Genomic DNA, 20494 nt, shown 5'->3' with positions numbered 1-20494 from the left:
CTAGTCTCCGACGAACCTGGCGGCGCGGGCGATCTTTTCTTCGTTAAGCAGGCAGACAGTCTCCAGCACCAGCCGTCTGGTTGCGGGACGGACCTCACGGCTGTTCTTCAGCGCGCGGTGAACGGTTGCCGCGCCGAGTTCCGCCTTCTCGGCGATCTCACGGATGGTGCAAAGCCGTTCCATGCCGAGTGCCGCCTCGAATGCCATGTCGCTCCTCCATCCGCATCAAGGCATGCCTCGTCGCCAGCCTCAAGCTGGAAACGCCGGGCCGGCAACTCCGGGGTCGAAAATTCGATGCCAAGAACTGTGCGATCCGCGCCGCCAAGGGAGGGCGGCGGCGCGGATCGCCGGGCGCTTTCGCGTCGCTACCCCTACCGAGGCGCGCGCCCAACCGGCCCAACCACCAGCCCCCCGGCGGTGGTCAGGCCATGTCTCGTGTAGCCACCTCGAACCCGGCCTTGCGGGCCGTGGCGAGAAGCGAGGCGTAGCCCTTCGTGGCATAGGTCAAGGGATGTGCCTTGGCCGGGTCCTGTTCGGCCTCGACGACGATCCAGCCTTCGAAGCCGCGCTTGGCCAGCGGCTTCAATAGCGACAGGAAATCGACGGAACCGTCGCCGGGCACAGTGAAAATCCCTTCCATCACTGCCGCCATGAAACTCATGTCCTCGCGCCGTGCCTTCTCCAGCACGGCCGCGCGGACGTCCTTGCAATGGAAATGCACGATGCGGTCGAGATGCCGGTTCAGGAGGGAGGCCGGGTCGCCGCCTGAGAACAGACAATGGCCGGTATCGAACAGCAGGCCGACGCTCTTGCCGGTTGCGGCCATCAGCCTGTCGACCTCGTCATCGCTCTCGACGATGGTGCCCATATGGTGATGGAAAGCCATGCCGACGCCGAAGGCAGCCATGCGGTCGGCGAGTTCGGTCAGCTTCTCGCCATAGGCAGTCCATTCGCCGTCAGCGAGGCGCGGACGCTGTGAGATCGGCGCGAAAATGCCGTCATGACGGCCGCGCGAGGTGTCGGCATAGACGACGACCTTGGCGCCGAGGTCGCGCAGCAGGGTCAGATGCGAGGTGATGGCGGCGAATTCCTCGTCGACCGTGCGGTCCAGAATGCGGCCGTCATACCAGCCGGAGACGAGCTCCAGTCCGTAAGAAGACAGGATCGGTCCAAGCTCGTCGCTTCGCCTGGGGAATTTGCCGCCGAGTTCGGTGCCGCGATAGCCGGCCTGCCTGGTTTCCGACAGACATGTCGCGAGCGGCGTATCCCCGCCGAGTGCGGGAACATCGTCATTGCTCCAGGTGATTGGATTGATGCCGATCTTGACCGTCATGCCGCTACTTCAAAGGCTCGGGGAACCACAAAGCCGAGGCCGGCAAACTGAGGGGAAAGAGGACCTGTCACTAGGTCCAGTTGAGGTAAATTTGGCAGAACCAATCGGGAGCGCTAAAAGCGCTTCCCGTTTGAACGGACTAAGTCGACGCGCTTTATGTCTTCGTTTTATGCATGTCGTTGTCTCAAAACCGGCGCCACTTTTGAGCGACATGCATTAATCCTGCTGCGGCCTTCCGAAGGCCGCGCGCAGTTCGTCCTTGGCGTCCTCGAGCACTTTCCGGCGCGCCTGCGGCAGGTTCTTGCCGGCGCGGTTGATGTAGAAATTCAGCATCGACATGGCCGACTGAAACGGCTCGGCCTTGCGGCGGTCGCTGTGCTCGGCCGAGCGCTTGAGCGAGGCCGCGATCTTCCTGGCGTCGTCGGCTTCGAAGATGTGGTCCTCGAGGTCCATCGCATCGCTGTGCTCGGTCACCTCGGCCGACCATTTCTTTTTCGCGGTCATGACAAAACTCCTTCCTGTCGCAAAAACTCGGGCAGGCCGCCGCCGGTTCCCGAGAAAGTCGCCGGGCCGCTGGAGCCACGGATCATGGCCCTGTGGCGCTGCCCGTCGCGGTGAATGCGCCGATAGTGGCGACACAACGGTCGACTTCCCAGGACCGTAGACAGGAAACGCCTTGACCCCGATCGTCGCCAATCAGGCGGATAGCCCCGGCATCGACAGCAGCTACGCCTGGATGCGGCTTGCCATCTCCATGCTGCTGGCGACGATCGGTGCGGTCGGCATGTGGGCCGTCGTCGTCGTGCTGCCGGCCGTGCAGGCCGAGTTCGGCGTTGACCGCGCCGCGGCATCGATGCCCTACACCGCAACCATGGTCGGCTTCGCCGCCGGCAATGTGCTGGTTGGCCGCGCGGTCGATCGCATGGGGTATTGGATCCCGGCACTGCTATCCTCGGTGGCTCTCGCCGCCGGCCTGCTGCTCGCCGCGTTGTCGACCTCTATCCTGCAATTCACCCTTGCCCAGGGCGTGCTGATTGGTGTCGGCACATCGGTGATCTTCGGGCCGCTGATCGCCGACATCTCGCACTGGTTCAACCGTCGGCGCGGCGTCGCCGTCACGGCGGCGGCGGCTGGCAACTATCTCGCCGGAGCGCTCTGGCCAACCATCATGCCGACGCTGATCAAGGCGGAGGGCTGGCGCTTCACCTATGCCGGCATCGGTGTCTTCTGCCTGGTCACCATGGTGCCCCTGGTGCTGTTGTTGCGGCGCGCTGCTCCGGCGGCGGCTGCCGCCGGTTCACCCGGAAGCCGGACAGTGCAGTCGATTTCGCTGTCTCCGGCGGCGTTACAGGTGCTGCTGATCGTTGCCGGTCTCGGCTGCTGCGTGGCGATGTCGATGCCGCAGGTGCACATCGTCGCCTATTGCATGGATCTTGGCTACGGCATTGCGCATGGCGCCGACATGCTGTCGATCATGATGGCGGCGGGCGTCGTCAGCCGGCTCGCCTCCGGCTTTGTCGCCGACCGCATCGGCGGCGTGAAAACCCTGCTTTTCGGTTCCGTGCTGCAATGCCTGTCGCTCTTGTTTTACATCCCGTTCGACGGGCTTGCCTCGCTCTATGTCGTGTCGCTGGTGTTCGGCCTGTCGCAAGGCGGCATCGTGCCTTGCTATGCCATCATCGTGCGCGAATACCTGCCCGCCAGGGAGGCCGGCCAGCGTATCGGCATCGTCATGATGGCGACCATCTTCGGCATGGCGATCGGTGGCTGGATGTCGGGCTGGATCTACGACCTGACCGGCTCTTACGCCGCCGCGTTCCTCAACGGGATCGCGTGGAACTTGCTGAACATAGTGGCGATCGGGCTGCTGCTGTGGAAAGCAAAACGCAGTGCTGCCCTGATGGCTTAATTAGGCAGGATTGCCCTGTTGCTTGACAAGGGCGATTGGCTGCGCGACGCCAGCAGGCGAGTGGGTGCGGCAGCAGCCGGTTGGCATGGTGGCAGTGGAAAAGCTGAACATGGTTTCGCAAGGGCGCAGCGGCCGGGGCCCGGCATGTGGAGGATGTCCATGACCAAGCCGCGCTCGCGTCGTGGGGGCGGCCGCCCGACCCTATCAGATGTGGCGCGCAAGGCCGGCGTCGGCGCCATCACCGTGTCGCGGGCGCTGCGCGAACCGGAACGCGTCAGCCAGGATCTGCGGCGCCAGATCCAGGCCGCCGTCGACGAACTCGGTTATGTCCCGGATCCCAATGCACGGGCGCTGGCCTCGGCGCGCGCCGATGTGTTCGGCGTGCTGGTGCCGTCGCTGACCAACAACGTCTTCGCCGAAGTGGTGCGCGGCATCTATGACAGCCTGTCGGACGGCCCGTTCCGCGTCCAGCTCGGCAACACCCATTATTCCGGCCTCGAGGAGGAGCGCCTGCTGCAGGTGTTCGCACCGCAGCGCCCGGCGGCGCTGATCGTGGCCGGCATCGACCAGACGCCGACCTCGCGAAAGCTGCTGGAGAGCGCGGGCTGCCCGGTGGTGCAGGTGATGGAGACCGGGCCCGATCCGGTCGACATGCTGGTCGGCTTCTCGCATTTCGACGGCGGCCGCACCGCGACCGAGCATCTGATCGAGGCGGGCTACCGGCGGATCGGCTTCATCGGCGCACGCATGGACCCGCGCTCGCAGCGGCGGCTTGCCGGCTATCGCGCGGCAATGGAGAAGGCCGGCCTGTTCGACCCGCGGCTGGTCACCACCACGCCGCTACTGTCCAGCGTGACGCTCGGCCGCGAGCTGCTTCGCGATGCGCTGGCCAAGATGCCGGCGCTCGACGGCGTCTTCTGCAACAATGACGACATCGCGCTCGGCGTTTTGTTCGAATGCCATAGCGCCGCGCTCAACGTGCCGAAAACAATCGGCATTGTCGGCTTCAACGACCTCGAAATGATGCAGGCGGCGTTCCCGCCGCTCACCAGTATCCGCACCCCTCGCTATGAAATCGGCCGTCGGTCTGTCGCCATGGCGCTGGCGGCGATCGCAGGACGAAGGCCTGAGCAGCGGGTCGTCGATCTTGGTTTCGAACTCAAGCCCCGCGAGAGCACCGCACGTTGAACACGCTTTGGCCGGCCTCAGCAAATGGTGCTTTACACAACGTCATGGTAGCGCTACCATTTTCGTCGGGCAGACGTTTTGATGAAAGGCCGCCCCTGTTTATTATACATAAGCAACAGCTCATGCTTGTTTATTATGTATAATATGCTAGTTTCGTTTCTCGCCTGTGAAGCGGCGAGGGGGAGGGGATCGGGCCGGCTTCGGGCCCTTGAGACGTGGCGCCGGCCAGGCTGGAGGGCCTTCGGCAGGCGTGGAAAACACACCACGACAAACAGCATCAAATTAACAAGCAGCAGCAAATAAAACTACAACTGGGAGGAATATCGATGATCAAGTCACTTGTTGGTGGCATCGTTGCCGCCACTGCATTCGTCATGCTGAGTTCGTCGGCCATGGCCGACCCGGAAGTTGTCAAGGGCCCGTCGGCTGAGCCGGATTGCTTTGCGCCCTGGGCGGCCGATACGCAGTTCTTCAAGTTCCCCAAGAAAGACGGCCCATACCGCATCGCGCTCGCCAATGGCTATATCGCCAACACCTGGCGCATCCAGATGGTGCAGACCGCCAAGGCCTATGCGGCCCAGCCGGAGGTCGCTGCGAAACTGAAGGAATTCAAGGTCGTCTCGACCGGCGAGGACGTGCCGGCTCAGATTTCGGCGATCAACAACTTCATCGATTCCGGCTATGACGCGATCGTCGTCAACGCCCAGAACCCGACCGCTTTCGGGCCGGTCATCAAGCGCGCCAAGGAAGCTGGCGTCATCCTCGTCGCCTTCGACAATATTCTCGATACCAAGGACGCCATCAACGTCAATGTCGACCAGAAGGGCCTTGGCGAATTGTGGGGCAAATGGCTGGTCGGCCATGTGCCGAATGGCGGCAAGGTGCTCGAAGTGCGCGGCGTTGCCGGGACTTCCGTCGACACCGACCGTCACAACGGAATCCATGAAGCGCTCGATGCCTCCGGCAAGAAATGGGAGGTCACCGAGGTGGTCGGCAAATGGGACGACGGCGTGGCACAGAAGGCTACGGCCGACGCCATTGCCACCAACGGTCCGTTCGACGGAATCACCGGGCAAGGCGGCGACACCGGCATCGTGCAGGCGATGATCGATGCCAAGCATGCTTTCGTGCCGTTCGGCGGGGAGACCGAGAACGGTTTCCGCAAGTTCTGCGCGGCACATGCCGGCGACGGGCTGAAATGCTCATCGGCCGGCACCGGTCCGGCGCAGGTCGCGGTCGCCATCAAGACGGCCATTGCCGCGCTCGAAGGCAACGTCGTTCCGCAAGCAGTGAAACTGCCACTGGCGATCGTCGAGGATCCGAACTTCAAGGCCGGTCAGGATTTCTTCCCCGACCAGTCCGACAATTTCTTCGTCGGCAATTCCTTCCCGACCTGCGGCATCAATTTCACCGCGCAGGAAATTATGGGCCAGACCAAAGCTGACCAATAGGGGCTGACCAATAGGCGGCATATCCGGCGCCGCGGGATCTCCGCGGCGCCGGCCACTCGATATCCCTTGAAGTCAAACTGCCTCGGGAGGGCCGATGGACGGTGCGGTTCCGCTCTTCCGGATGGAAGGCATATCCAAGCGCTATGGTGGTGTGCGGGCGCTGGAAAAGGCCGAGCTTTCGGTCTCGTCCGGTAGCATCCACGCCATTCTCGGCGAAAACGGCGCCGGCAAATCGACGCTGATCAAGGTCATGGCGGGCGTCGTCGCGCCCGACGAAGGCCGCATGATGCTGAACGGCAGCGAGGTGACGTTCGCTTCGCCTGCTGCTGCAAACAAGTCCGGCATCGTCTGCATCTTCCAGGAGCTGTCGCTGGTTCCCGAACTCAGCGTTGCCGACAACATCGTCATCTCCGATCCGCCGAAGCGTTTCGGCATGATCGACCGCAAGGCGCAGCGCCGCATTGCCGAGGATGCGCTGGCACGCGCAGGTGCGGCCGACATCCATCCATTGGCGCTGGTCAAGGATCTTCCGCTTTCAAGAAGACAGATGGTCGAGATCGCCAAGGCATTGGCCAGGAAGCCGCGCATCCTGATCCTCGACGAGGCGACCTCGGCGCTGACCGCGACGGACGTCGCCAGGATATTCAGCGTGCTCAAGCGATTGCGCTCGGAAGGGCTGGCGCTGCTTTACATTTCGCACCGCATGAACGAGATCGCCGAGCTTGCCGACCACTGCACGGTGTTTCGCAACGGCCGCAATGTCGCCAGCTACAAGGCAGGCACAAAGAGCGACAACGAAGTCGTCGAACTGATGATCGGGCGCGAATACAGCCATATTTTCCCGCCGAAACCCGCGCGCGCTGCCGCCGCCGCCGTTCCTGTGCTGGAGGCGCGCAAGCTGTCCTGGACGGACCGGCTGGACAATGTCTCGCTGACCGTCGGGGCAGGCGAGGTCGTCGGCCTTGGCGGGCTGGACGGCCAGGGCCAGCGCGAATTGCTGCTTGCCTTTTTCGGTGTGCTGCGCGGCCTCGGCGGCCAGATCCTTATCGACGGCAAGCCGGTTTCGATCGCCAGCCCGCAAGCGGCGCGCGACGACCGCATCGGCATGGCGCTGATCCCGGAGGACCGCAAGACCGAAGGCCTGATGCTGCCGATGACGGTGCGCGAGAACCTCTCCTTTGCCGCCCTAGACCGGCTGTCCAAGGCCGGCATCATCGACCGCGCCGCCGAACAGCGGCTGATCGACGACATGGTCGGGCTGCTGGCGATCAAGACGGCCGGCCTCGACATTCCGGTCGGTGCGCTGTCGGGGGGCAACCAGCAGAAGGTGGTCATCGCCAAATGGCTGATGCGCCAGCCGCGCATCATCCTGCTCAACGATCCGACGCGCGGCATCGATGTCGGCACCAAGCAGGAACTCTATCAACTGATGCGCAAGCTGGCGGATGCGGGGGCGGCGATCCTGTTCTATTCAACCGACTATGACGAACTGATCGGCTGCTGCGACCGCGTGCTGGTGCTCTATGACGGCGCGGTCAAGCGCGAGCTGGTCGGAGCCGAGATCACCGAGCGGGCGCTGATTGCAAGCGCGCTCAACATCCACGGCGATGACGCCGGCGCAAGAGACGATGCCGGCGCAAGACAGGGAGCGGACGCGTGAAAGAGTGGCGCTACTGGCTGGCCGAGCAGCGCGGAACACTGATGGCACTCGGCATATTCATTGTCATGTTCGTCATCTACACCTCGAACCATCCGGCGGGCTTCACCGCCAATGTCGTGCAGACGGCGTCGAACAAGGGCGTGCTGCTCGCCTTCGTCGCCATGGCGCAGACACTGGTCGTGATCACCGCCGGCATCGACCTCTCCGTCGGTATGATCTTCACGCTGACCAATTGCCTCGCCTCCTGGGTGGTCATCGGCACCGGCCTTGAGACCGCTTTCGGCGTCATCGCCGTGCTCGGCACCGGGCTCCTGTGCGGGGCGATCAACGGCGCCATCGTCATCTACGGCCGCCTGCAGCCGATCGTCGCCACGATCGCCACGGGTGCGGTCTATTTCGGCATCGCGCTGCTGCTCAGGCCGTTTCCCGGCGGTTCGGTCAACGAAGGTCTCGCCGACGCGCTGACCGGACGCCTGTTGGGCGTGGTGCCGGCGAGCCTGGTCGTGCTGCTCGCCGTCGTGCTCGTGGTCTGGGTACCGTTCAGCCGCTCGGTGCTCGGGCGCGCGGCCTATGCGGCCGGATCCTCGGAGACGGCGGCCTACATGTCCGGTGTGCCGATAAGGCGCGGCAAGTTCGCTGCCTACGCGCTCGCAGGCCTGTTGGCCGCGATCGGCGGACTGTTCCTGACCTTCTTCACCTATACGGGCGATGCAGCCTATGCCAGCGGCAACGCCTATACGCTGTTTTCGATCGCCGCGGTGGTGCTGGGCGGCGTCTCGCTGTTCGGCGGGAAAGGCAGCGCCATCGGCGCCATCTTCGGCGCGCTGGCCTTCCGCACCATCGGTGACCTGTTGTTCGTGTTCGATTTCGACCCGCTATGGCAGCCGCTGTTCCAGGGCGTTATCCTGCTGGTCGCGGTCAGCCTTGGCGCCTTTGCACTGTTTCGGGTCCGCAACCGGCTGGAGTGGTTCCTGTGAGCGAAACGACATTGGGCGGTATCGCCGGCCGCATGCCGAAATTCATCCGCCGCGCCGATCCGGCGGTGCTGACGGCCTTCGCCTGCATCGTGCTGTTGCTGTTCCTAGGCAGCCTCTATTCCAGGAGCTTTCTGTCGCCTGAATATCTCTTGCAGCAGCTCAAGGTGGCCTCGTTCCTCGGCGTCATCGCCACAGGCATGATGCTGGTCATCCTGCTAGGCCAGATCGACCTGTCGGTGCCGTGGGCGGTGGCGGCGGGCGCGATGATGGCGTGTGCGGCTGCGGCCTATGGCCCGATCGGTGTGGCGCTGGCCATCCCGTTCGGCATCTTCTGCGGGGTGCTGATCGGCATCGTCAACGGCTTTGGCGTCGCCTATCTGCGCATACCCTCGATGATCATCACGCTCGCCACCAACGCTGTCGCGCAAGGGCTCATGGTCGTTTATACCGGCGGCTACTCGCCACAGGATTCGGCCACCGGCGCCATGCGCTATCTTGCGACAGGTTTTACCATTCCTGGCGTGCCTAACGCCGTCATCATCTGGGCGCTGATTGGCGCTGCGATGGTGTTCGTGCTGTCCCGCACCAGCTTCGGCCGCACCGTCTACGGCATCGGCAACCGCGAGCGTGCCGCCTATCTCTCCGGCATCGATACAAGGCGCGTGGTGATGATCGCCTTCGCTATCTCAGGCGGGCTGTCCGCCTTTGGCGGGGTGCTTCTCGCCGGCTATGCCTCCAAGGCGGCGCAATCGATGGGCGATGCCTATCTCCTGCCGTCGATCGCCGCCGTGGTTCTGGGCGGCACCTCCATCCTGGGTGGCCGCGGCTCCTATCTCGGCACCGTCGCCGGTGTCATTCTGATCACCCTCCTGCAGTCCATACTCTCGGTCATGCAGATGCCGGAGGCGGGGCGGCAGATCGTCTATGGCCTAGTCATCGTTGCCATGCTCCTGCTCTACGGCCGCGCGCCGGCAAGCCGCTGACCGTGGACGAAAAGACGGCACAGGCGCCAATGGGCGCTACCGGCTCAGTGCCTCGGGCCATTGTGGTGATGGGCGTCGCCGGCTGCGGAAAATCGGCTGTCGGCAAAGCATTGGCAGCAGAGGAAGGGGCCGTCTTTGTCGAAGGCGACAGGCTGCACCCACCCGAAAACGTCGCCCGCATGGCGAGCGGCGAGCCGCTCACAGATCAACTGCGTGAGGGCTGGCTCGATGCCATCGGCGAGCGGATCGCCGACCTGACCGGCAGCGGCCAAAGCGTGGTTGCCGCCTGCTCGGCGCTGAAGCGCAGCTACCGCGATCGTCTGCGTGGCTTCCGCCGGGATATCGATTTCATCTATCTGAAGATCGATCCCGCAACCGCCAAGCAGCGTGTCGCCAACCGCAAGGGCCATTTCATGCCGGCAAGCCTGGTCGAAAGCCAGTTCGCCATCCTTGAGCCGCCTGGCGCCGACGAGCGGGCGCTGACGGCCGACGCCACACTTCCAGTGGCTGAGATCGTCACCGCCGTTGCCAGCCTGCTGGCCGGCGCAAAATCATGAACCACCCTCGTCGGGCAAGGCGGTTTCCGGCCGTTCGGTGAACCGGTCATGGCCTGACCAGACCATCATTTGCTCGGGATAGAGTTTCAGCGCCTCCAGCAAGCGGTCGCGCTTGAGCAATATGTACTCGGCCTGAAGCGCCATGTTCTTGGCGCCGCCGGCTCTGGTCGCGGGCTCGCCGGCCTCTGCCGGGGCCGGCACCAGTTCGGGACTTAGGACGGCGCGGTATTGGCGGAACGGATCGGTCTCGAAGGTCGACATGGAAAACAGCGCCGCCTTGCCTCTGGCAGCGAAATTCGTCGGCGCCGAAGCCAGGTGGGTCCAACCGCTCTCGCCAAGGCCGACTTCGGTGAATGTCGAGCCGGCATGCACCGTGTTGGTCACCAACACCACGCCGTTGCTGCCAAGGATCTTCTGGATCCGGCCGGTGACCTGGTAGGCGTCGCTGCGGTCGAACACGATCCGGCTTTTCAGGAAACGGTTCTCGACCCGAACCATCGGCGGGTTCAGGAAGCGCAAGCCGAAGGTCGAATCGGATATGCCGTGAGCCCTGACGCTGAGCTGGTGTGTCTCGATACCGGCCTCATGGAGAGCGCGTTTGCCGATGATGGTCTGTGCCGTGAACTGGTCGCACCAGATGATAGCGCCGTGGCCGCGCTTCAGCGCCGCTTGCAGGCCTTCCAGGCCCTCCAGCCGGATATCAGGTGACCAGCGGCGGCCGATGAGATGCGCGGCAAGCAGCAAACGCCGGCGGTGGTTGGCGCAGAGCAAGGCCCTGAACTGCCTTTGCGCATCGATGCCATTGCCGAGCACGGCGCGCGTCGCGGCGGCGTAGCGCACGAAATCCTTGCGGATATGGCGCTTGAGGCGCAGCCCCGACATGCGACTGCAGATCGCGGCCCACCAATTGACCGGCAGCAATGCCGCGACCCCGAGATAGAAGGCGGCCAGCAGCAGCTCGCGGAAATCCCTGTTGTTGAAGGTGCGCAACTTGCCGGCGCGGACCTGCTTGCGGCTGAAGAAGCGGACATGCTCGGCGCGTTCGGGCACCAGGATGTCGGCGATGATTTCCGTATCATAAATGACGGCGGAAGATGGTGTCCGGTCGGCTTTCCGGGATTTTCCCAACCACGGCAGCCTCATCCGATCGGTGTCCACCTGTTCTTGCGTGCGTCCGGAAATCGCTTTACTGCGTCTGCCACGGGCGCGCAATCGGCGCCGGCAAGGCCATGGTGAACGCCATTCAGGGTTCGAACTTGAAACAGGCCCTATCGGTAGCACTTCCCCAACTGGCGCCCTGGCGGCCGGCTGCGGTGGCGCTGATGGCGCCGGACCGGCCGTCCCTGAGCTTTGCCGGCCTCGCCAATCTTGTCGACAAGCTCTGCGGCGATCTCGCCAGGCGTGGCGTTGCCCGCGGCACGGCCGTCGGCATCGTCTTGCCCAACGGCCCGGAAATGGCGGCCTGTTTCCTGGCGGTCTCGGCGTTGGCGACGGCGGCGCCGCTCAATCCGGCTTACGGCGAAGACGAATTCCGCTTCTATCTCGGCGATCTCGATGTGAAGCTGCTGCTGTGCGGACAAGGCATGGGCGATGCCGCGCGCAACGCCGCAAAGGGGCTCGGCATTGCGGTGCTCGACGTCGTCGTGACTGACGGCGCCAAGGCCGGCGAGTTTCTGCTGGCGGGCGACGCCGAGGTGGAGGCTGCCAGCGAGGCTCGCCTCGACGATATGCAGTTCAACGGACCCGACGATTTCGCGCTTGTCCTGCACACATCGGGAACCACGGCGCGACCGAAGATCGTCGGCTTGCGGCAGCGCAATCTGCAGGCATCGATGGCCAACATCGCCAGCACCCTGGCGCTGTCGGCAAACGATATGTGTCTCAACGTGATGCCGCTGTTCCACATTCACGGGCTGATGGCGGCGCTCAGCGCACAGCTGGCAGTCGGCGGCGCTGTTGTCTGCACGCCGGGCTTCAACCCGCTCAAATTCTACGGCTGGCTGGGCGATTTCCGGCCGAGCTGGTACAGCGCGGTGCCGACCATGCATCAGGCGATCCTGGCGCGCGCCGCCCGCAATGGCGAAACCATCGCGGCTGCGCGGCTGCGCTTCATCCGCTCGTCTTCGGCAGCGCTTCCCGACACCGTGTTCCGCGACCTCGAGCGCGTCTTCGGCTGTCCGGTGGTCGAGGCCTATGGCATGACCGAGGCGGCGCACCAGATGACATCCAACGGCCTGCCGCCGGCACGCCGCAAGCCAGGCTCGGTCGGCCTGCCTGCGGGTCCGCAGGTGACGATCCTGGACGACAAGGGGACGATCCTGCCGGCGGGTGAAAAGGGCGAGATCGCGGTGCGCGGCGCCAACATCCATGATGGCTATCTCGACAATCCGGTGGCCAATGAAGCTGCCTTCAGCGATGGCTGGTTCCGCACCGGCGACCAGGGCCTCATCGACGAGGATGGCGATCTGAAGATCACCGGGCGGCTGAAGGAGATCATCAATCGCGGCGGCGAAAAGATCTCGCCGCTCGAGGTCGACAATGTGCTGCTCGATCATCCGCTGGTGGCGCAGGCGGTGACCTTCGCCGTGCCGCACGCCATGCTCGGCGAAGAGGTGGGTGCGGCCATCGTGCTGGCCGAGGGCGCCACCGCCGATGCCGAGCAGATTCGCGATTTCGCGCGCAGCCGGATCGTCGAGTTCAAGGTGCCGCGCCACATCCTGTTTCTCCAGGAGATACCCAAGGGTCCCACCGGCAAAATCCAGCGCGTCGGCCTGGCCGGCAAGCTCGGCCTGGTCTGAGGACTCTCATTTCAGCATGATCTTGTCCGAAAAACGGTTCGCACTTTTCGGGACCATGCTCTAATTTAGATCTGCGATGTCAGCTCGACCGGAAAATCATCATTGTCGGCGTCGCGCATGGCGGCGAGGCTGCGATTGTCCAGCACTTCGGCGATCGCCTGGCGCACTTCCAGCATCATGTGCCGGACCTGGCAGGTCGCCTCGTCGCAATCCTCGCAGCGCTGGTATTGCGTGCGGCTGGCGCAGGGTATGGGAGCGAGCGGGCCGTCCAGCACGCGCACGACGTGGCCGATCTTGATTTCGGAAGCCGGCCGGGCGAGGCGATAACCGCCTTCCTTGCCCTTGCGACTGAGGACGAAACCGGCATTGCGCAGCTCGCCCAGAATGGCATCCAGGAATTTCTTCGGGATGTTGTTGGCGATCGCGATGTCGTTGACGAATGCAAGCTGGCCGACCGGCAGGCCGGAAAGATGCACGAGGGCCTTGAGGCCGTATTTGCCTTTTTTGGTAAGCATGCCCGCTTCAGTTCATGAAAACCCCAACCACCCGCATCTGGCGGTTGTTTGTGTGCAAATCATGACGTTTCGCCTGAACAACCCGGTTTCGCGTAGAACAAGCCGCCCGATTGCACGTTGGGCACAAAGGCGTTGATTCTTTGTAACGTTTTTCACCGATCGCGACAGATTCCGCCTGAAGCCGTTTGTCGGCGCGCGAAAACGAAGAAGGCGGCAAAGCGCCGGCTTTCTTGTGAGGTGAGGTCGAACGCTGCTGATATCAGCGGCTGCCATAGGTCTGGTCGAGCAGACCGCCGGCGGCGAAGTGCTCCTTCTGTACCTTGTCCCAGCCGCCAAAGACGTCTTCCACAGTCAGCAGGCGGACATCGGGGAAGTCGGCCTTGTATTTTGCCGCGACTTCAGCGTTGCGGGCGCGCAGGCCATTTTCAGCCGCGATGGTCTGGCCCTCGGGCGTGTAGAGGAAATCGAGATAGGTCTTGGCGAGGTCACGGCTGCCGTGCTCGTCGGCGACCTTGTCGACGATCGCCACCGGGAATTCGGCGAGCAGGCTGACCGTTGGCGTGACCTGTTCGAACTTGTCGTTGCCATACTCCTTGCGGATACCGCGCGTTTCCGACTCGAAGGTGATCAGCACGTCGCCGATGTCGCGTTGCACGAAGGTGGTGGTGGCGGCGCGCCCGCCGGTGTCGAAGATCGGCACGTTGTTGAACAGCTTGGTGACGAACTCCTTCACCTTGGCGTCGTCGCCCTTGAAGGCTTCCTTGGCGTAGGCGGTTGCGGCCAGATAGGTGTAGCGCGCATTGCCCGAGGTCTTGGGGTTGGGGAAGATCACCTGCACGTCGTCGCGCACGAGGTCGTTCCAGTTCTTGATGTGCTTGGGGTTGCCCGCGCGGACGAGAAAGGATGGGAGCGAATAGAAGGGCGAGGCGTTGTCGGGGAAATCCTTCTGCCAGTCGGCGGAGACGAGGCCTTTCTTGACCAGAAAGTCGATGTCGGTGACCTGGTTGAAGGTGACGACATCGGCGCCGAGGCCTTCGGCAATGGCGCGCGCCTGCGCCGAGGTGCCGGCGTGCGACTGGTCGACGGTGACGCCCGGATGGCCGGCGACGAAAGCCTTGTTCACCTGCGCGAACAATTCGCGGCCGACATCATAGGAAGCGTTGAGCAATTTGTCGGCCGACCAGGCCTGCGAACAGGCGAGGATCAGGCCGGCGACAGTGGCGACGCTGAGGAAAAATCGCTTCATGAACACAGGCTCCGATGTGCAATGCGTTGCCAGAACATAGCCGGGCCGGAGGGTGTACTGCGAGGCACACGGGGCAGACGTATGGCGTTGCAGCGAAAAAGAAATCGCTGAAGCAGGTTATCGGCGAAATTTCATTCCAGCCGAAATGCCGATGCGTTGGGGTTTTCTGTGGTTTGCAATTCGAGGCCGAGTGGCATATACAAATGGCATATACAAGTGGAACAGACAGGGGAGGCTGCCATGCCGCAGCACCGTCACTCAATACCACCCCCCAGGGAGGCGAAGTTGTTTCGCAACAACCGCAGTCAGGCGGTTCGCATCCCTGTCGAATTCGAGCTGCCTGGCGAGAAGGTCCTGATCAGCCGCGATGGCGACCGGCTGATCATCGAGCCGGTCCGTCAACCAGGCCTCACCGCCTTGCTCACCCAATGGGCGAAAGAGCCGCCGCTTGGTCCTGAAGACGACTTTCCCGAGATCCATGATGCGCCCGTGGGGCCTGAGGATATCTTTTGATGCGGTTCATGCTGGACACCAACATTCTCAGCGACATGATCCGAAACCCTACCGGCAAGGCTGCCAGTGCGGCGGTTCGCGCGGGAGACGGTGCCCTGTGCACCAGCATCGTTGTCGCCTCGGAGCTGCGTTATGGCTGCGCCCGCAAGAGATCGGCCAAGCTGCTCGCCAAGGTCGAGCAATTGCTCGCCGAGGTTCCTGTGTTGCCGCTCGATGTGCCGATGGATAACGAATACGGAGCACTTCGTGCCGAGCTGGAGGCCAGAGGCCAGCCAATCGGCCACAATGATCTTTTCATTGCTGCCCATGCCTGTGTGTTGGGGACGACACTGGTGACGGCCAACACCGCTGAGTTCCGTCGGATCAAGGGCCTGACGGTCGAGAACTGGCTGGAGTAGCGCCGGATCGATGTCTATGCCGCCGGGAAAAGCTTCCAGCGCCTCGGCCTGAACGCCACCCGGCTCTTCTGCGCCGCAGGATGGTCCACAGGCAGTTCGATCTCGACGCGCTGGCGCTCGCCGCCGATTTCCAGTTCGACGCGTCTTGTGCCGGCGACGCGGCGGCTGGCGGCGACCGTGCCGGCGATGCAGCCGCTGCAGCCGTCGAGCAGTTCGATATCGTGCGGGCGGAAGTACAGCGTCGCATCGCCCTCGGGTGCGTGCGGCGCCGACACGCCGATCGGACGGTCGGCGAGCCAGATCTCGCCATTCTCAACCTTGACCGGCAGCATGCTCGATTCACCGATGAAGGAGTAGACGAAGGGCGAGTTCGGCGTGTCGTAGATCTCGTCGGCGGAGCCGACCTGCTCGATGCGGCCCTGGCTCATCACCACGACGCGGTCGGCCAGCTCGAGCGCCTCTTCCTGGTCGTGGGTGACAAAGACGGTGGTGTGGCCGGTGCGGTCATGGATTTCGCGCAGCCAGCGGCGGAGTTCCCGGCGCACCTGCGCATCGAGGGCGCCGAACGGCTCGTCGAGCAACAGCACCTTGGGCTCGATGGCCATGGCGCGCGCCAGCGCCACGCGCTGGCGCTGGCCACCCGAAAGTTGCGCCGGATAGCGCTTTTCCAGGCCGGAAAGCTGAACGAGATCGAGCAGTTCGGAGGCGCGTCGGCGGATTTCGGCCGCCGGTGGTCGCGACGGTCCATGCCGCACCTTGAGGCCGAAGCCGATATTGTCGGCGACCGTCATGTGCCGGAAAAGCGCATAGTGCTGGAAGACGAAGCCGACATTGCGCTCCTGGATCGAGCGGTGCGAGGCGTCCTCGTCGCCGAAGAAGATCTTTCCGCGCGTCGGCCGCTCCAGGCCGGCGATAAGCCTCAGCAGCGTCGTCTTGCCAGAGCCGGATGGCCCAAGCAGCGCGATCAGCTCACCCGACTTGATGTCAAGCGATACGTCATGGAGGGCCGGAAACCGGTCAAACTCCTTGCGTACGTTGGCAACGCGAACTTCCATGTAGATCCCTCAGTAATTTGGTGCATGTCGTTGTCCCAAAACCGGTTCCCAGTCTTGGGCGACATGCATTTAGTCAGTGCCCGCGCGTCGCGGCGATCTCGGCGCCGTAGCGCATCTCGAGAAGTGTTTTCAAGACCAGCGTGACCAGCGCCAGGCCGGCAAGCAGCGAAGCGACGGCAAAAGCGCCGACGGCGTTGTACTCGTTGTAGAGGATTTCGACATGCAACGGCATGGTGTTGGTCAGCCCGCGTATGTGGCCCGACACGACCGAGACCGCGCCGAATTCGCCCATCGAGCGGGCGTTGCACAGAAGCACGCCGTAGAGCAATCCCCATTTGACGTTGGGCAGCGTCACGTACCAGAAGGTCTGCCAGCCATTGGCGCCCAGAGAGAGCGCGGCTTCCTCGTCGCCGTTGCCCTGTTCCTGCATCAGCGGGATCAGTTCGCGGGCAACGAAGGGGAAGGTGACGAAGATGGTCGCGAGCACGATGCCGGGCACGGCGAACAAGATCTGGATGCCGTGCGCCTTCAGCCACTCACCGAACAGTCCCTGAGCGCCAAACAAAAGCACATAGACCAGGCCGGAAATGACCGGCGAGACCGAGAAGGGCAGGTCGATCAGCGTGGTCAGAAAAGCCTTGCCCTTGAACTCGAACTTGGCGATCGCCCAGGCAGCCGAAATGCCGAAGACGACGTTGAGCGGAACGGCGATCACCGCCACCAGCAGCGTCAGCCGGATCGCCGAGCGCGTATCGGGATTGGAGAGCGATTCCGTGTAGGCGCCAATGCCTTTCGCCAGCGCCTCGTGGAAGACGATGATCAGCGGCAGCAGCAGGAAGATGGCGAGGAAGGCGAAGGCCACCGCCATCAGCAGCAGCCGCACCGGCCGGCTTTCGGTCACCGCCGCCGACCGGCTCTCGTGATGCGGTTCGTAGGATTTGATCTCGGGGTCAGCCATAGCGCTTGCGACTCCATGACTGCGCCAGGTTGATGACCAGCAGCATCACGAACGACAGCAAAAGCATGATCGCCGCGATCGCGGTGGCCGCCGGATAATTGTACTCCTCGAGCCGGATGACGATCAGAAGCGGTGCGATCTCCGACTTGTAGGGAAGGTTGCCGGCGATGAAGATGACCGAGCCGTATTCGCCGACGCCGCGCGCGAAGGCGAGTGAGAAGCCGGTGATGATGGCCGGCGCCAGGCCGGGAAACAGGATGCGGGTGATGATCTGGAAGCGGTTGGCGCCGAGCGTCGCGGCGGCTTCCTCCACTTCCTTGTCGATCTCCTCCATGATCGGCTGCACCGTGCGCACGACAAAGGGCAGGCCGATGAAGACGAGCGCCACGACGATGCCGAGCGGCGTGTAGGCGACCTTGATGCCGAGCGGCGCCAGGAGATGGCCGATCCAGCCATTGGGCGCATAGAGCGTGGTCAGCGCAATGCCGGCTACTGCCGTCGGCAGCGCGAAGGGCAGGTCGACCATGGCGTCGACGACGCGGCGGCCGGGGAAACGGTAGCGCACCAACACCCAGGCGACGAGCGTGCCGAAGACGACGTTGACGGCGGCTGCGATGAAGGCTGTGCCGAAGCTGATTTCGAGTGCGTTGATGGTCCGGCGGTCGGTGACGATCGCCCAGAAATCGGTCCAGCCGAGGGCTGCCGAGCGCCAGATCAGGCCCGACAGGGGGATGAGGATGATGAGGGTGAGGTAGGCAAGCGAGAAGCCGAGCGTCAATCCGAAACCCGGAATGACACTCGGCTGTCTGAATCGCCACCCCGCCTTGGCGGGTGCTATGGTCATGTCGTCCTGATCTAAATCCTACTGGGCCGGCTTGTAGATCTGGTCGAATATACCACCGTCGCCGAAATGATAAGGCTGTGCCTTCTTCCAGCCGCCAAAAAGCGGATCGTCGATGGAGATCAGCTTGATTTCGGGCGTCTTCGGAATGTCAGCCGCATCCACCAACTCGGGCTTGGCCGGACGATAGTGGTTCTTGGCGATGATCGTCTGGGCTTCCTTGGAATAGAGCCAGCCGAGATAGGCTTCGGCGACCTTGCGGGTGCCCTTGGCATCGACATTGGCGTCGACGATCGCCACCGGCGGCTCGGCCAGGATCGAGGTCGGGGGATAGACGATCTCGAAATTGTCGGCTCCGAATTCATTGAGCGCCAGATAGGCGTCGTTTTCCCAGCCGATCAGCACGTCGCCGATGCCCTTTTGCGCGAAGGTGACCGTCGAGCCGCGCGCACCGGTGTCGAGCACCGGAGCATTGGCGTAGAGCTTGCCGACGAATTCCTTGTTCTTGGCTTCGTCGCCGCCATCATTGGCGTTGGCATAGGCCCAGGCGGCAAGGTAGTTCCAGCGCGCACCGCCGGAGGTCTTGGGGTTCGGCGTGATCACCTGGACGCCGTCCTTGACCAGATCGCTCCAGTCGTGGATGCCCTTCGGGTTGCCCTTGCGGACCAGGAAGATGATGGTCGAGGTGTAAGGCGCCGAATTGTTTTCGAATTTCTTGCGCCAGTCCGGATTGATCTTCTTCGACTTGGTGACGATGGCGTTGATGTCGCCCTCCAGCGCCAGCGTGACCACATCGGCATCGAGGCCGTCGATCACGGCGCGGGCCTGGGCGCCCGATCCGCCATGCGATTGCTGGATGGTGACCGTCTCGCCGGTCTCGGCCTTCCAGTGTGCGACGAAGGCTTCGTCATAGGCTTTGTAGAGTTCGCGTGTCGGGTCGTAGGACACGTTCAGAATGGTGGTATCGGCAAACGCGAAACCGAGCGTGCCGAACTGGATCGATGTGGCGACCAGTGCGCCGAGCAGTTTCTTGAAATGAGCTTTGGTCATTCCCGCCTCCGTTGGTGACGGCTGAACTCTATCGAATTGATAGAAATTAGATGCATTCAACGTTGCCTTTTTTGTCCCCCCGAAGGAAATTTTCGCCGATATTGGGTTTCGGAAGGAAATATTTTCCTCATATTGGTCTAACCCGAATCCGGCCGGTTTGACGCTATCTAGGAGCTGACAGCGCAGAAGCAAGGCCGAGCGAGGGAGGCTCGGTGTTGCACCGGGCGGTTCAGCCCGCAGTGATAGGAAAATCGAAGCGCAGCTTTGGAAACGGCTCATCCCGAAGCGTGTAGTGCCACCACTCTCGCGCATAGTTCTTGAAGCCGCCGGCGCGCATGGCGTCGAGCAGCTTTTTGCGGTTTGCCGCCGCTTCTGCCGCCAATGGGCGATGTGCGGTTTCGCTTGCCGGGTCGAAACAGTCGAAGCTGGTGCCGAAATCGAGCGTGCCGGGGCCGGCCGCGCCGCAAGCGGCGGATGACTTGTTCTTGCCGTCGCTGCGGGCGATGGCGATATCGACGGTCGAGCCGCGCGAATGGGTGGACAATTCGCCGATATAGCCCTTGGCGATGAGGTCGCCGCGCTGCACCTGAGGGTACCATTGCGGATCGGGCGGGCCGCCCTCTCTGGTCCATTTGCCCATGTCGGCAACGGCGCGGGCCGGGCGGTAGCAGTCGAAGACGACCAGCGTCAGGCCATCGGCGGCGAGCGCTTTCTGCACACCGGACAGCGCTTGCGCAGCTTGCTTCGTGAGGATGCAGATTGGGGCTTCGTAGCCATCGGCCTTGCGATGCAGGAAATTTTCCAGGCCGGCATAGCGGATGTCCTGGCGGATCGAGGGATCGACATCGGCCAGGCGGACGAAGCCGGCGGGCAGGGGATCGGCGTCGGCGGGGGAGCAAGTCGAAACGAACATGGATAGGGCTAAGGCCAATCCTCGATGCAAGCGCTTCGGCACACCCCCCTCGGGGGGGGGGGGGGCGGGGGGGGGGGGGGGCGCGGGGGGGGGGGGGGGGGGGGGGGGGGGGGGGGGGACGAGCACCCACAGGAGCGGAGGGGCGCGGA

21 protein-coding genes are annotated in these 20494 nt (G+C 63.5%); 10 read left to right on the top strand and 11 right to left on the bottom strand.

From position 1 onward, the window contains the following. From NKH38_RS06490 to NKH38_RS06480, 3 genes are all read right to left on the bottom strand, one after another. Positions 1 to 207 (bottom strand): LacI family DNA-binding transcriptional regulator, encoded by a 207-nt coding sequence (locus NKH38_RS06490; protein WP_023815611.1) that lies wholly within the window; start codon positions 205 to 207, stop codon positions 1 to 3. 214 nt (positions 208 to 421) lie between these two features. Then, a complete protein-coding gene (gene iolE, locus NKH38_RS06485; RefSeq protein ID WP_023729403.1) occupies positions 422 to 1333 on the bottom strand; it encodes a myo-inosose-2 dehydratase in 912 nt (303 codons plus the stop codon). Between the two features lie 216 nt (positions 1334 to 1549). Further along, positions 1550 to 1837: a DUF3175 domain-containing protein gene (locus tag NKH38_RS06480; protein WP_023673065.1), complete on the bottom strand. Its 288-nt coding sequence runs from the start codon at positions 1835 to 1837 to the stop codon at positions 1550 to 1552. A gap of 232 nt (positions 1838 to 2069) precedes the next feature. Between NKH38_RS06480 and NKH38_RS06475 the strand changes: the two genes are divergently transcribed. The 7 genes from NKH38_RS06475 (at position 2070) to NKH38_RS06445 (ending at position 10058) form a co-directional block, all read left to right on the top strand. Further along, positions 2070 to 3242, top strand: coding sequence for an MFS transporter (locus NKH38_RS06475; protein WP_050589244.1), 1173 nt, complete (start codon positions 2070 to 2072; stop codon positions 3240 to 3242). Positions 3243 to 3401: 159 nt separating this feature from the next. Then, on the top strand, positions 3402 to 4430 hold the full coding sequence (gene gntR, locus NKH38_RS06470; RefSeq protein WP_023682222.1) for an HTH-type transcriptional regulator GntR: 1029 nt from the start codon (positions 3402 to 3404) through the stop codon (positions 4428 to 4430). Positions 4431 to 4756: 326 nt separating this feature from the next. Further along, positions 4757 to 5881, top strand: a complete 1125-nt coding sequence (locus NKH38_RS06465) for a sugar ABC transporter substrate-binding protein (RefSeq protein ID WP_023705611.1) — start codon at positions 4757 to 4759, stop codon at positions 5879 to 5881. A gap of 94 nt (positions 5882 to 5975) precedes the next feature. Then, entirely contained in the window at positions 5976 to 7541 is a 1566-nt protein-coding gene (locus tag NKH38_RS06460) for a sugar ABC transporter ATP-binding protein (RefSeq protein ID WP_352764696.1), read from the top strand. Continuing rightward, on the top strand, positions 7538 to 8518 hold the full coding sequence (locus NKH38_RS06455; protein ID WP_023729399.1) for an ABC transporter permease: 981 nt from the start codon (positions 7538 to 7540) through the stop codon (positions 8516 to 8518). Before NKH38_RS06460 ends, NKH38_RS06455 begins: the two co-directional genes overlap by 4 nt. Then, entirely contained in the window at positions 8515 to 9501 is a 987-nt protein-coding gene (locus tag NKH38_RS06450) for an ABC transporter permease (protein WP_023673071.1), read from the top strand. Before NKH38_RS06455 ends, NKH38_RS06450 begins: the two co-directional genes overlap by 4 nt. 2 nt (positions 9502 to 9503) lie before the next feature. Next, positions 9504 to 10058, top strand: coding sequence for a gluconokinase (locus NKH38_RS06445; protein WP_352764701.1), 555 nt, complete (start codon positions 9504 to 9506; stop codon positions 10056 to 10058). On the opposite strand, the gene NKH38_RS06440 is transcribed toward NKH38_RS06445, so the two are convergent. Beyond that, entirely contained in the window at positions 10053 to 11201 is a 1149-nt protein-coding gene (locus NKH38_RS06440; protein WP_352764704.1) for a lysophospholipid acyltransferase family protein, read from the bottom strand. The two genes, NKH38_RS06445 and NKH38_RS06440, sit on opposite strands and share 6 nt — an antisense overlap. A 113-nt stretch (positions 11202 to 11314) precedes the next feature. On the opposite strand from NKH38_RS06440, the gene NKH38_RS06435 reads away from it, so the two are divergent. Next, the gene (locus NKH38_RS06435) at positions 11315 to 12856 is read left to right on the top strand and encodes an acyl--CoA ligase (protein WP_050587033.1); all 1542 of its coding nucleotides are present in this window, start codon (positions 11315 to 11317) and stop codon (positions 12854 to 12856) included. Positions 12857 to 12921: 65 nt separating this feature from the next. Here NKH38_RS06435 and NKH38_RS06430 read toward each other — a convergent pair whose 3' ends face one another. Both NKH38_RS06430 and NKH38_RS06425 read right to left on the bottom strand, forming a co-directional pair. Then, positions 12922 to 13371 carry an RrF2 family transcriptional regulator gene (locus tag NKH38_RS06430; RefSeq protein ID WP_023673075.1) on the bottom strand — a complete coding sequence of 150 codons (450 nt, stop codon included), beginning with the start codon at positions 13369 to 13371 and terminating at the stop codon, positions 12922 to 12924. 259 nt (positions 13372 to 13630) lie between these two features. Continuing rightward, positions 13631 to 14617: a sulfate ABC transporter substrate-binding protein gene (locus NKH38_RS06425; RefSeq protein WP_352764706.1), complete on the bottom strand. Its 987-nt coding sequence runs from the start codon at positions 14615 to 14617 to the stop codon at positions 13631 to 13633. Positions 14618 to 14857: 240 nt separating this feature from the next. On the opposite strand from NKH38_RS06425, the gene NKH38_RS06420 reads away from it, so the two are divergent. Further along, entirely contained in the window at positions 14858 to 15130 is a 273-nt protein-coding gene (locus tag NKH38_RS06420) for an AbrB/MazE/SpoVT family DNA-binding domain-containing protein (RefSeq protein WP_023682213.1), read from the top strand. After that, entirely contained in the window at positions 15130 to 15528 is a 399-nt protein-coding gene (locus tag NKH38_RS06415) for a type II toxin-antitoxin system VapC family toxin (RefSeq protein WP_023705604.1), read from the top strand. Before NKH38_RS06420 ends, NKH38_RS06415 begins: the two co-directional genes overlap by 1 nt. Positions 15529 to 15542: 14 nt before the next feature. On the opposite strand, the gene NKH38_RS06410 is transcribed toward NKH38_RS06415, so the two are convergent. The 5 genes from NKH38_RS06410 to NKH38_RS06390 all read right to left on the bottom strand — a co-directional run bounded on the left by NKH38_RS06410 (position 15543) and on the right by NKH38_RS06390 (position 20345). Continuing rightward, positions 15543 to 16583 (bottom strand): sulfate/molybdate ABC transporter ATP-binding protein, encoded by a 1041-nt coding sequence (locus tag NKH38_RS06410; RefSeq protein WP_023673079.1) that lies wholly within the window; start codon positions 16581 to 16583, stop codon positions 15543 to 15545. Positions 16584 to 16656: 73 nt separating this feature from the next. Then, complete coding sequence (gene cysW / locus NKH38_RS06405; RefSeq protein WP_023690809.1) at positions 16657 to 17541, bottom strand: sulfate ABC transporter permease subunit CysW; 885 nt, start codon at positions 17539 to 17541, stop codon at positions 16657 to 16659. Beyond that, positions 17534 to 18385: a sulfate ABC transporter permease subunit CysT gene (cysT, locus tag NKH38_RS06400; protein WP_023739910.1), complete on the bottom strand. Its 852-nt coding sequence runs from the start codon at positions 18383 to 18385 to the stop codon at positions 17534 to 17536. Before cysT ends, cysW begins: the two co-directional genes overlap by 8 nt. Before the next feature lie 18 nt (positions 18386 to 18403). Further along, complete coding sequence (locus NKH38_RS06395) at positions 18404 to 19432, bottom strand: sulfate ABC transporter substrate-binding protein (RefSeq protein WP_023733117.1); 1029 nt, start codon at positions 19430 to 19432, stop codon at positions 18404 to 18406. A 229-nt stretch (positions 19433 to 19661) separates the two neighbouring features. Next, a complete protein-coding gene (locus NKH38_RS06390) occupies positions 19662 to 20345 on the bottom strand; it encodes a M15 family metallopeptidase (RefSeq protein ID WP_352764710.1) in 684 nt (227 codons plus the stop codon). Positions 20346 to 20494 lie beyond the last annotated feature (149 nt).

The sequence above is a fragment of the Mesorhizobium sp. M1078 genome, assembly GCF_040318615.1.
Lineage (GTDB): Bacteria > Pseudomonadota > Alphaproteobacteria > Rhizobiales > Rhizobiaceae > Mesorhizobium.
This window is presented reverse-complemented; position numbering and strand designations above follow the sequence as displayed.

What these genes read in the sequence shown, in the direction of transcription:
- NKH38_RS06490 (WP_023815611.1), bottom strand. Translation starts at nt 207, where the DNA reads ATGGCATTCGAGGCGGCACTCGGCATGGAACGGCTTTGCACCATCCGT.
- iolE (WP_023729403.1), bottom strand. Translation starts at nt 1,333, where the DNA reads ATGACGGTCAAGATCGGCATCAATCCAATCACCTGGAGCAATGACGAT.
- NKH38_RS06480 (WP_023673065.1), bottom strand. Translation starts at nt 1,837, where the DNA reads ATGACCGCGAAAAAGAAATGGTCGGCCGAGGTGACCGAGCACAGCGAT.
- NKH38_RS06475 (WP_050589244.1), top strand. Translation starts at nt 2,070, where the DNA reads ATGCGGCTTGCCATCTCCATGCTGCTGGCGACGATCGGTGCGGTCGGC.
- gntR (WP_023682222.1), top strand. Translation starts at nt 3,402, where the DNA reads ATGACCAAGCCGCGCTCGCGTCGTGGGGGCGGCCGCCCGACCCTATCA.
- NKH38_RS06465 (WP_023705611.1), top strand. Translation starts at nt 4,757, where the DNA reads ATGATCAAGTCACTTGTTGGTGGCATCGTTGCCGCCACTGCATTCGTC.
- NKH38_RS06460 (WP_352764696.1), top strand. Translation starts at nt 5,976, where the DNA reads ATGGACGGTGCGGTTCCGCTCTTCCGGATGGAAGGCATATCCAAGCGC.
- NKH38_RS06440 (WP_352764704.1), bottom strand. Translation starts at nt 11,201, where the DNA reads ATGAGGCTGCCGTGGTTGGGAAAATCCCGGAAAGCCGACCGGACACCA.
- NKH38_RS06430 (WP_023673075.1), bottom strand. Translation starts at nt 13,371, where the DNA reads ATGCTTACCAAAAAAGGCAAATACGGCCTCAAGGCCCTCGTGCATCTT.
- NKH38_RS06425 (WP_352764706.1), bottom strand. Translation starts at nt 14,617, where the DNA reads ATGAAGCGATTTTTCCTCAGCGTCGCCACTGTCGCCGGCCTGATCCTC.
- NKH38_RS06420 (WP_023682213.1), top strand. Translation starts at nt 14,858, where the DNA reads ATGCCGCAGCACCGTCACTCAATACCACCCCCCAGGGAGGCGAAGTTG.
- NKH38_RS06415 (WP_023705604.1), top strand. Translation starts at nt 15,130, where the DNA reads ATGCGGTTCATGCTGGACACCAACATTCTCAGCGACATGATCCGAAAC.
- NKH38_RS06410 (WP_023673079.1), bottom strand. Translation starts at nt 16,583, where the DNA reads ATGGAAGTTCGCGTTGCCAACGTACGCAAGGAGTTTGACCGGTTTCCG.
- cysW (WP_023690809.1), bottom strand. Translation starts at nt 17,541, where the DNA reads ATGGCTGACCCCGAGATCAAATCCTACGAACCGCATCACGAGAGCCGG.
- cysT (WP_023739910.1), bottom strand. Translation starts at nt 18,385, where the DNA reads ATGACCATAGCACCCGCCAAGGCGGGGTGGCGATTCAGACAGCCGAGT.
- NKH38_RS06395 (WP_023733117.1), bottom strand. Translation starts at nt 19,432, where the DNA reads ATGACCAAAGCTCATTTCAAGAAACTGCTCGGCGCACTGGTCGCCACA.
- NKH38_RS06390 (WP_352764710.1), bottom strand. Translation starts at nt 20,345, where the DNA reads ATGTTCGTTTCGACTTGCTCCCCCGCCGACGCCGATCCCCTGCCCGCC.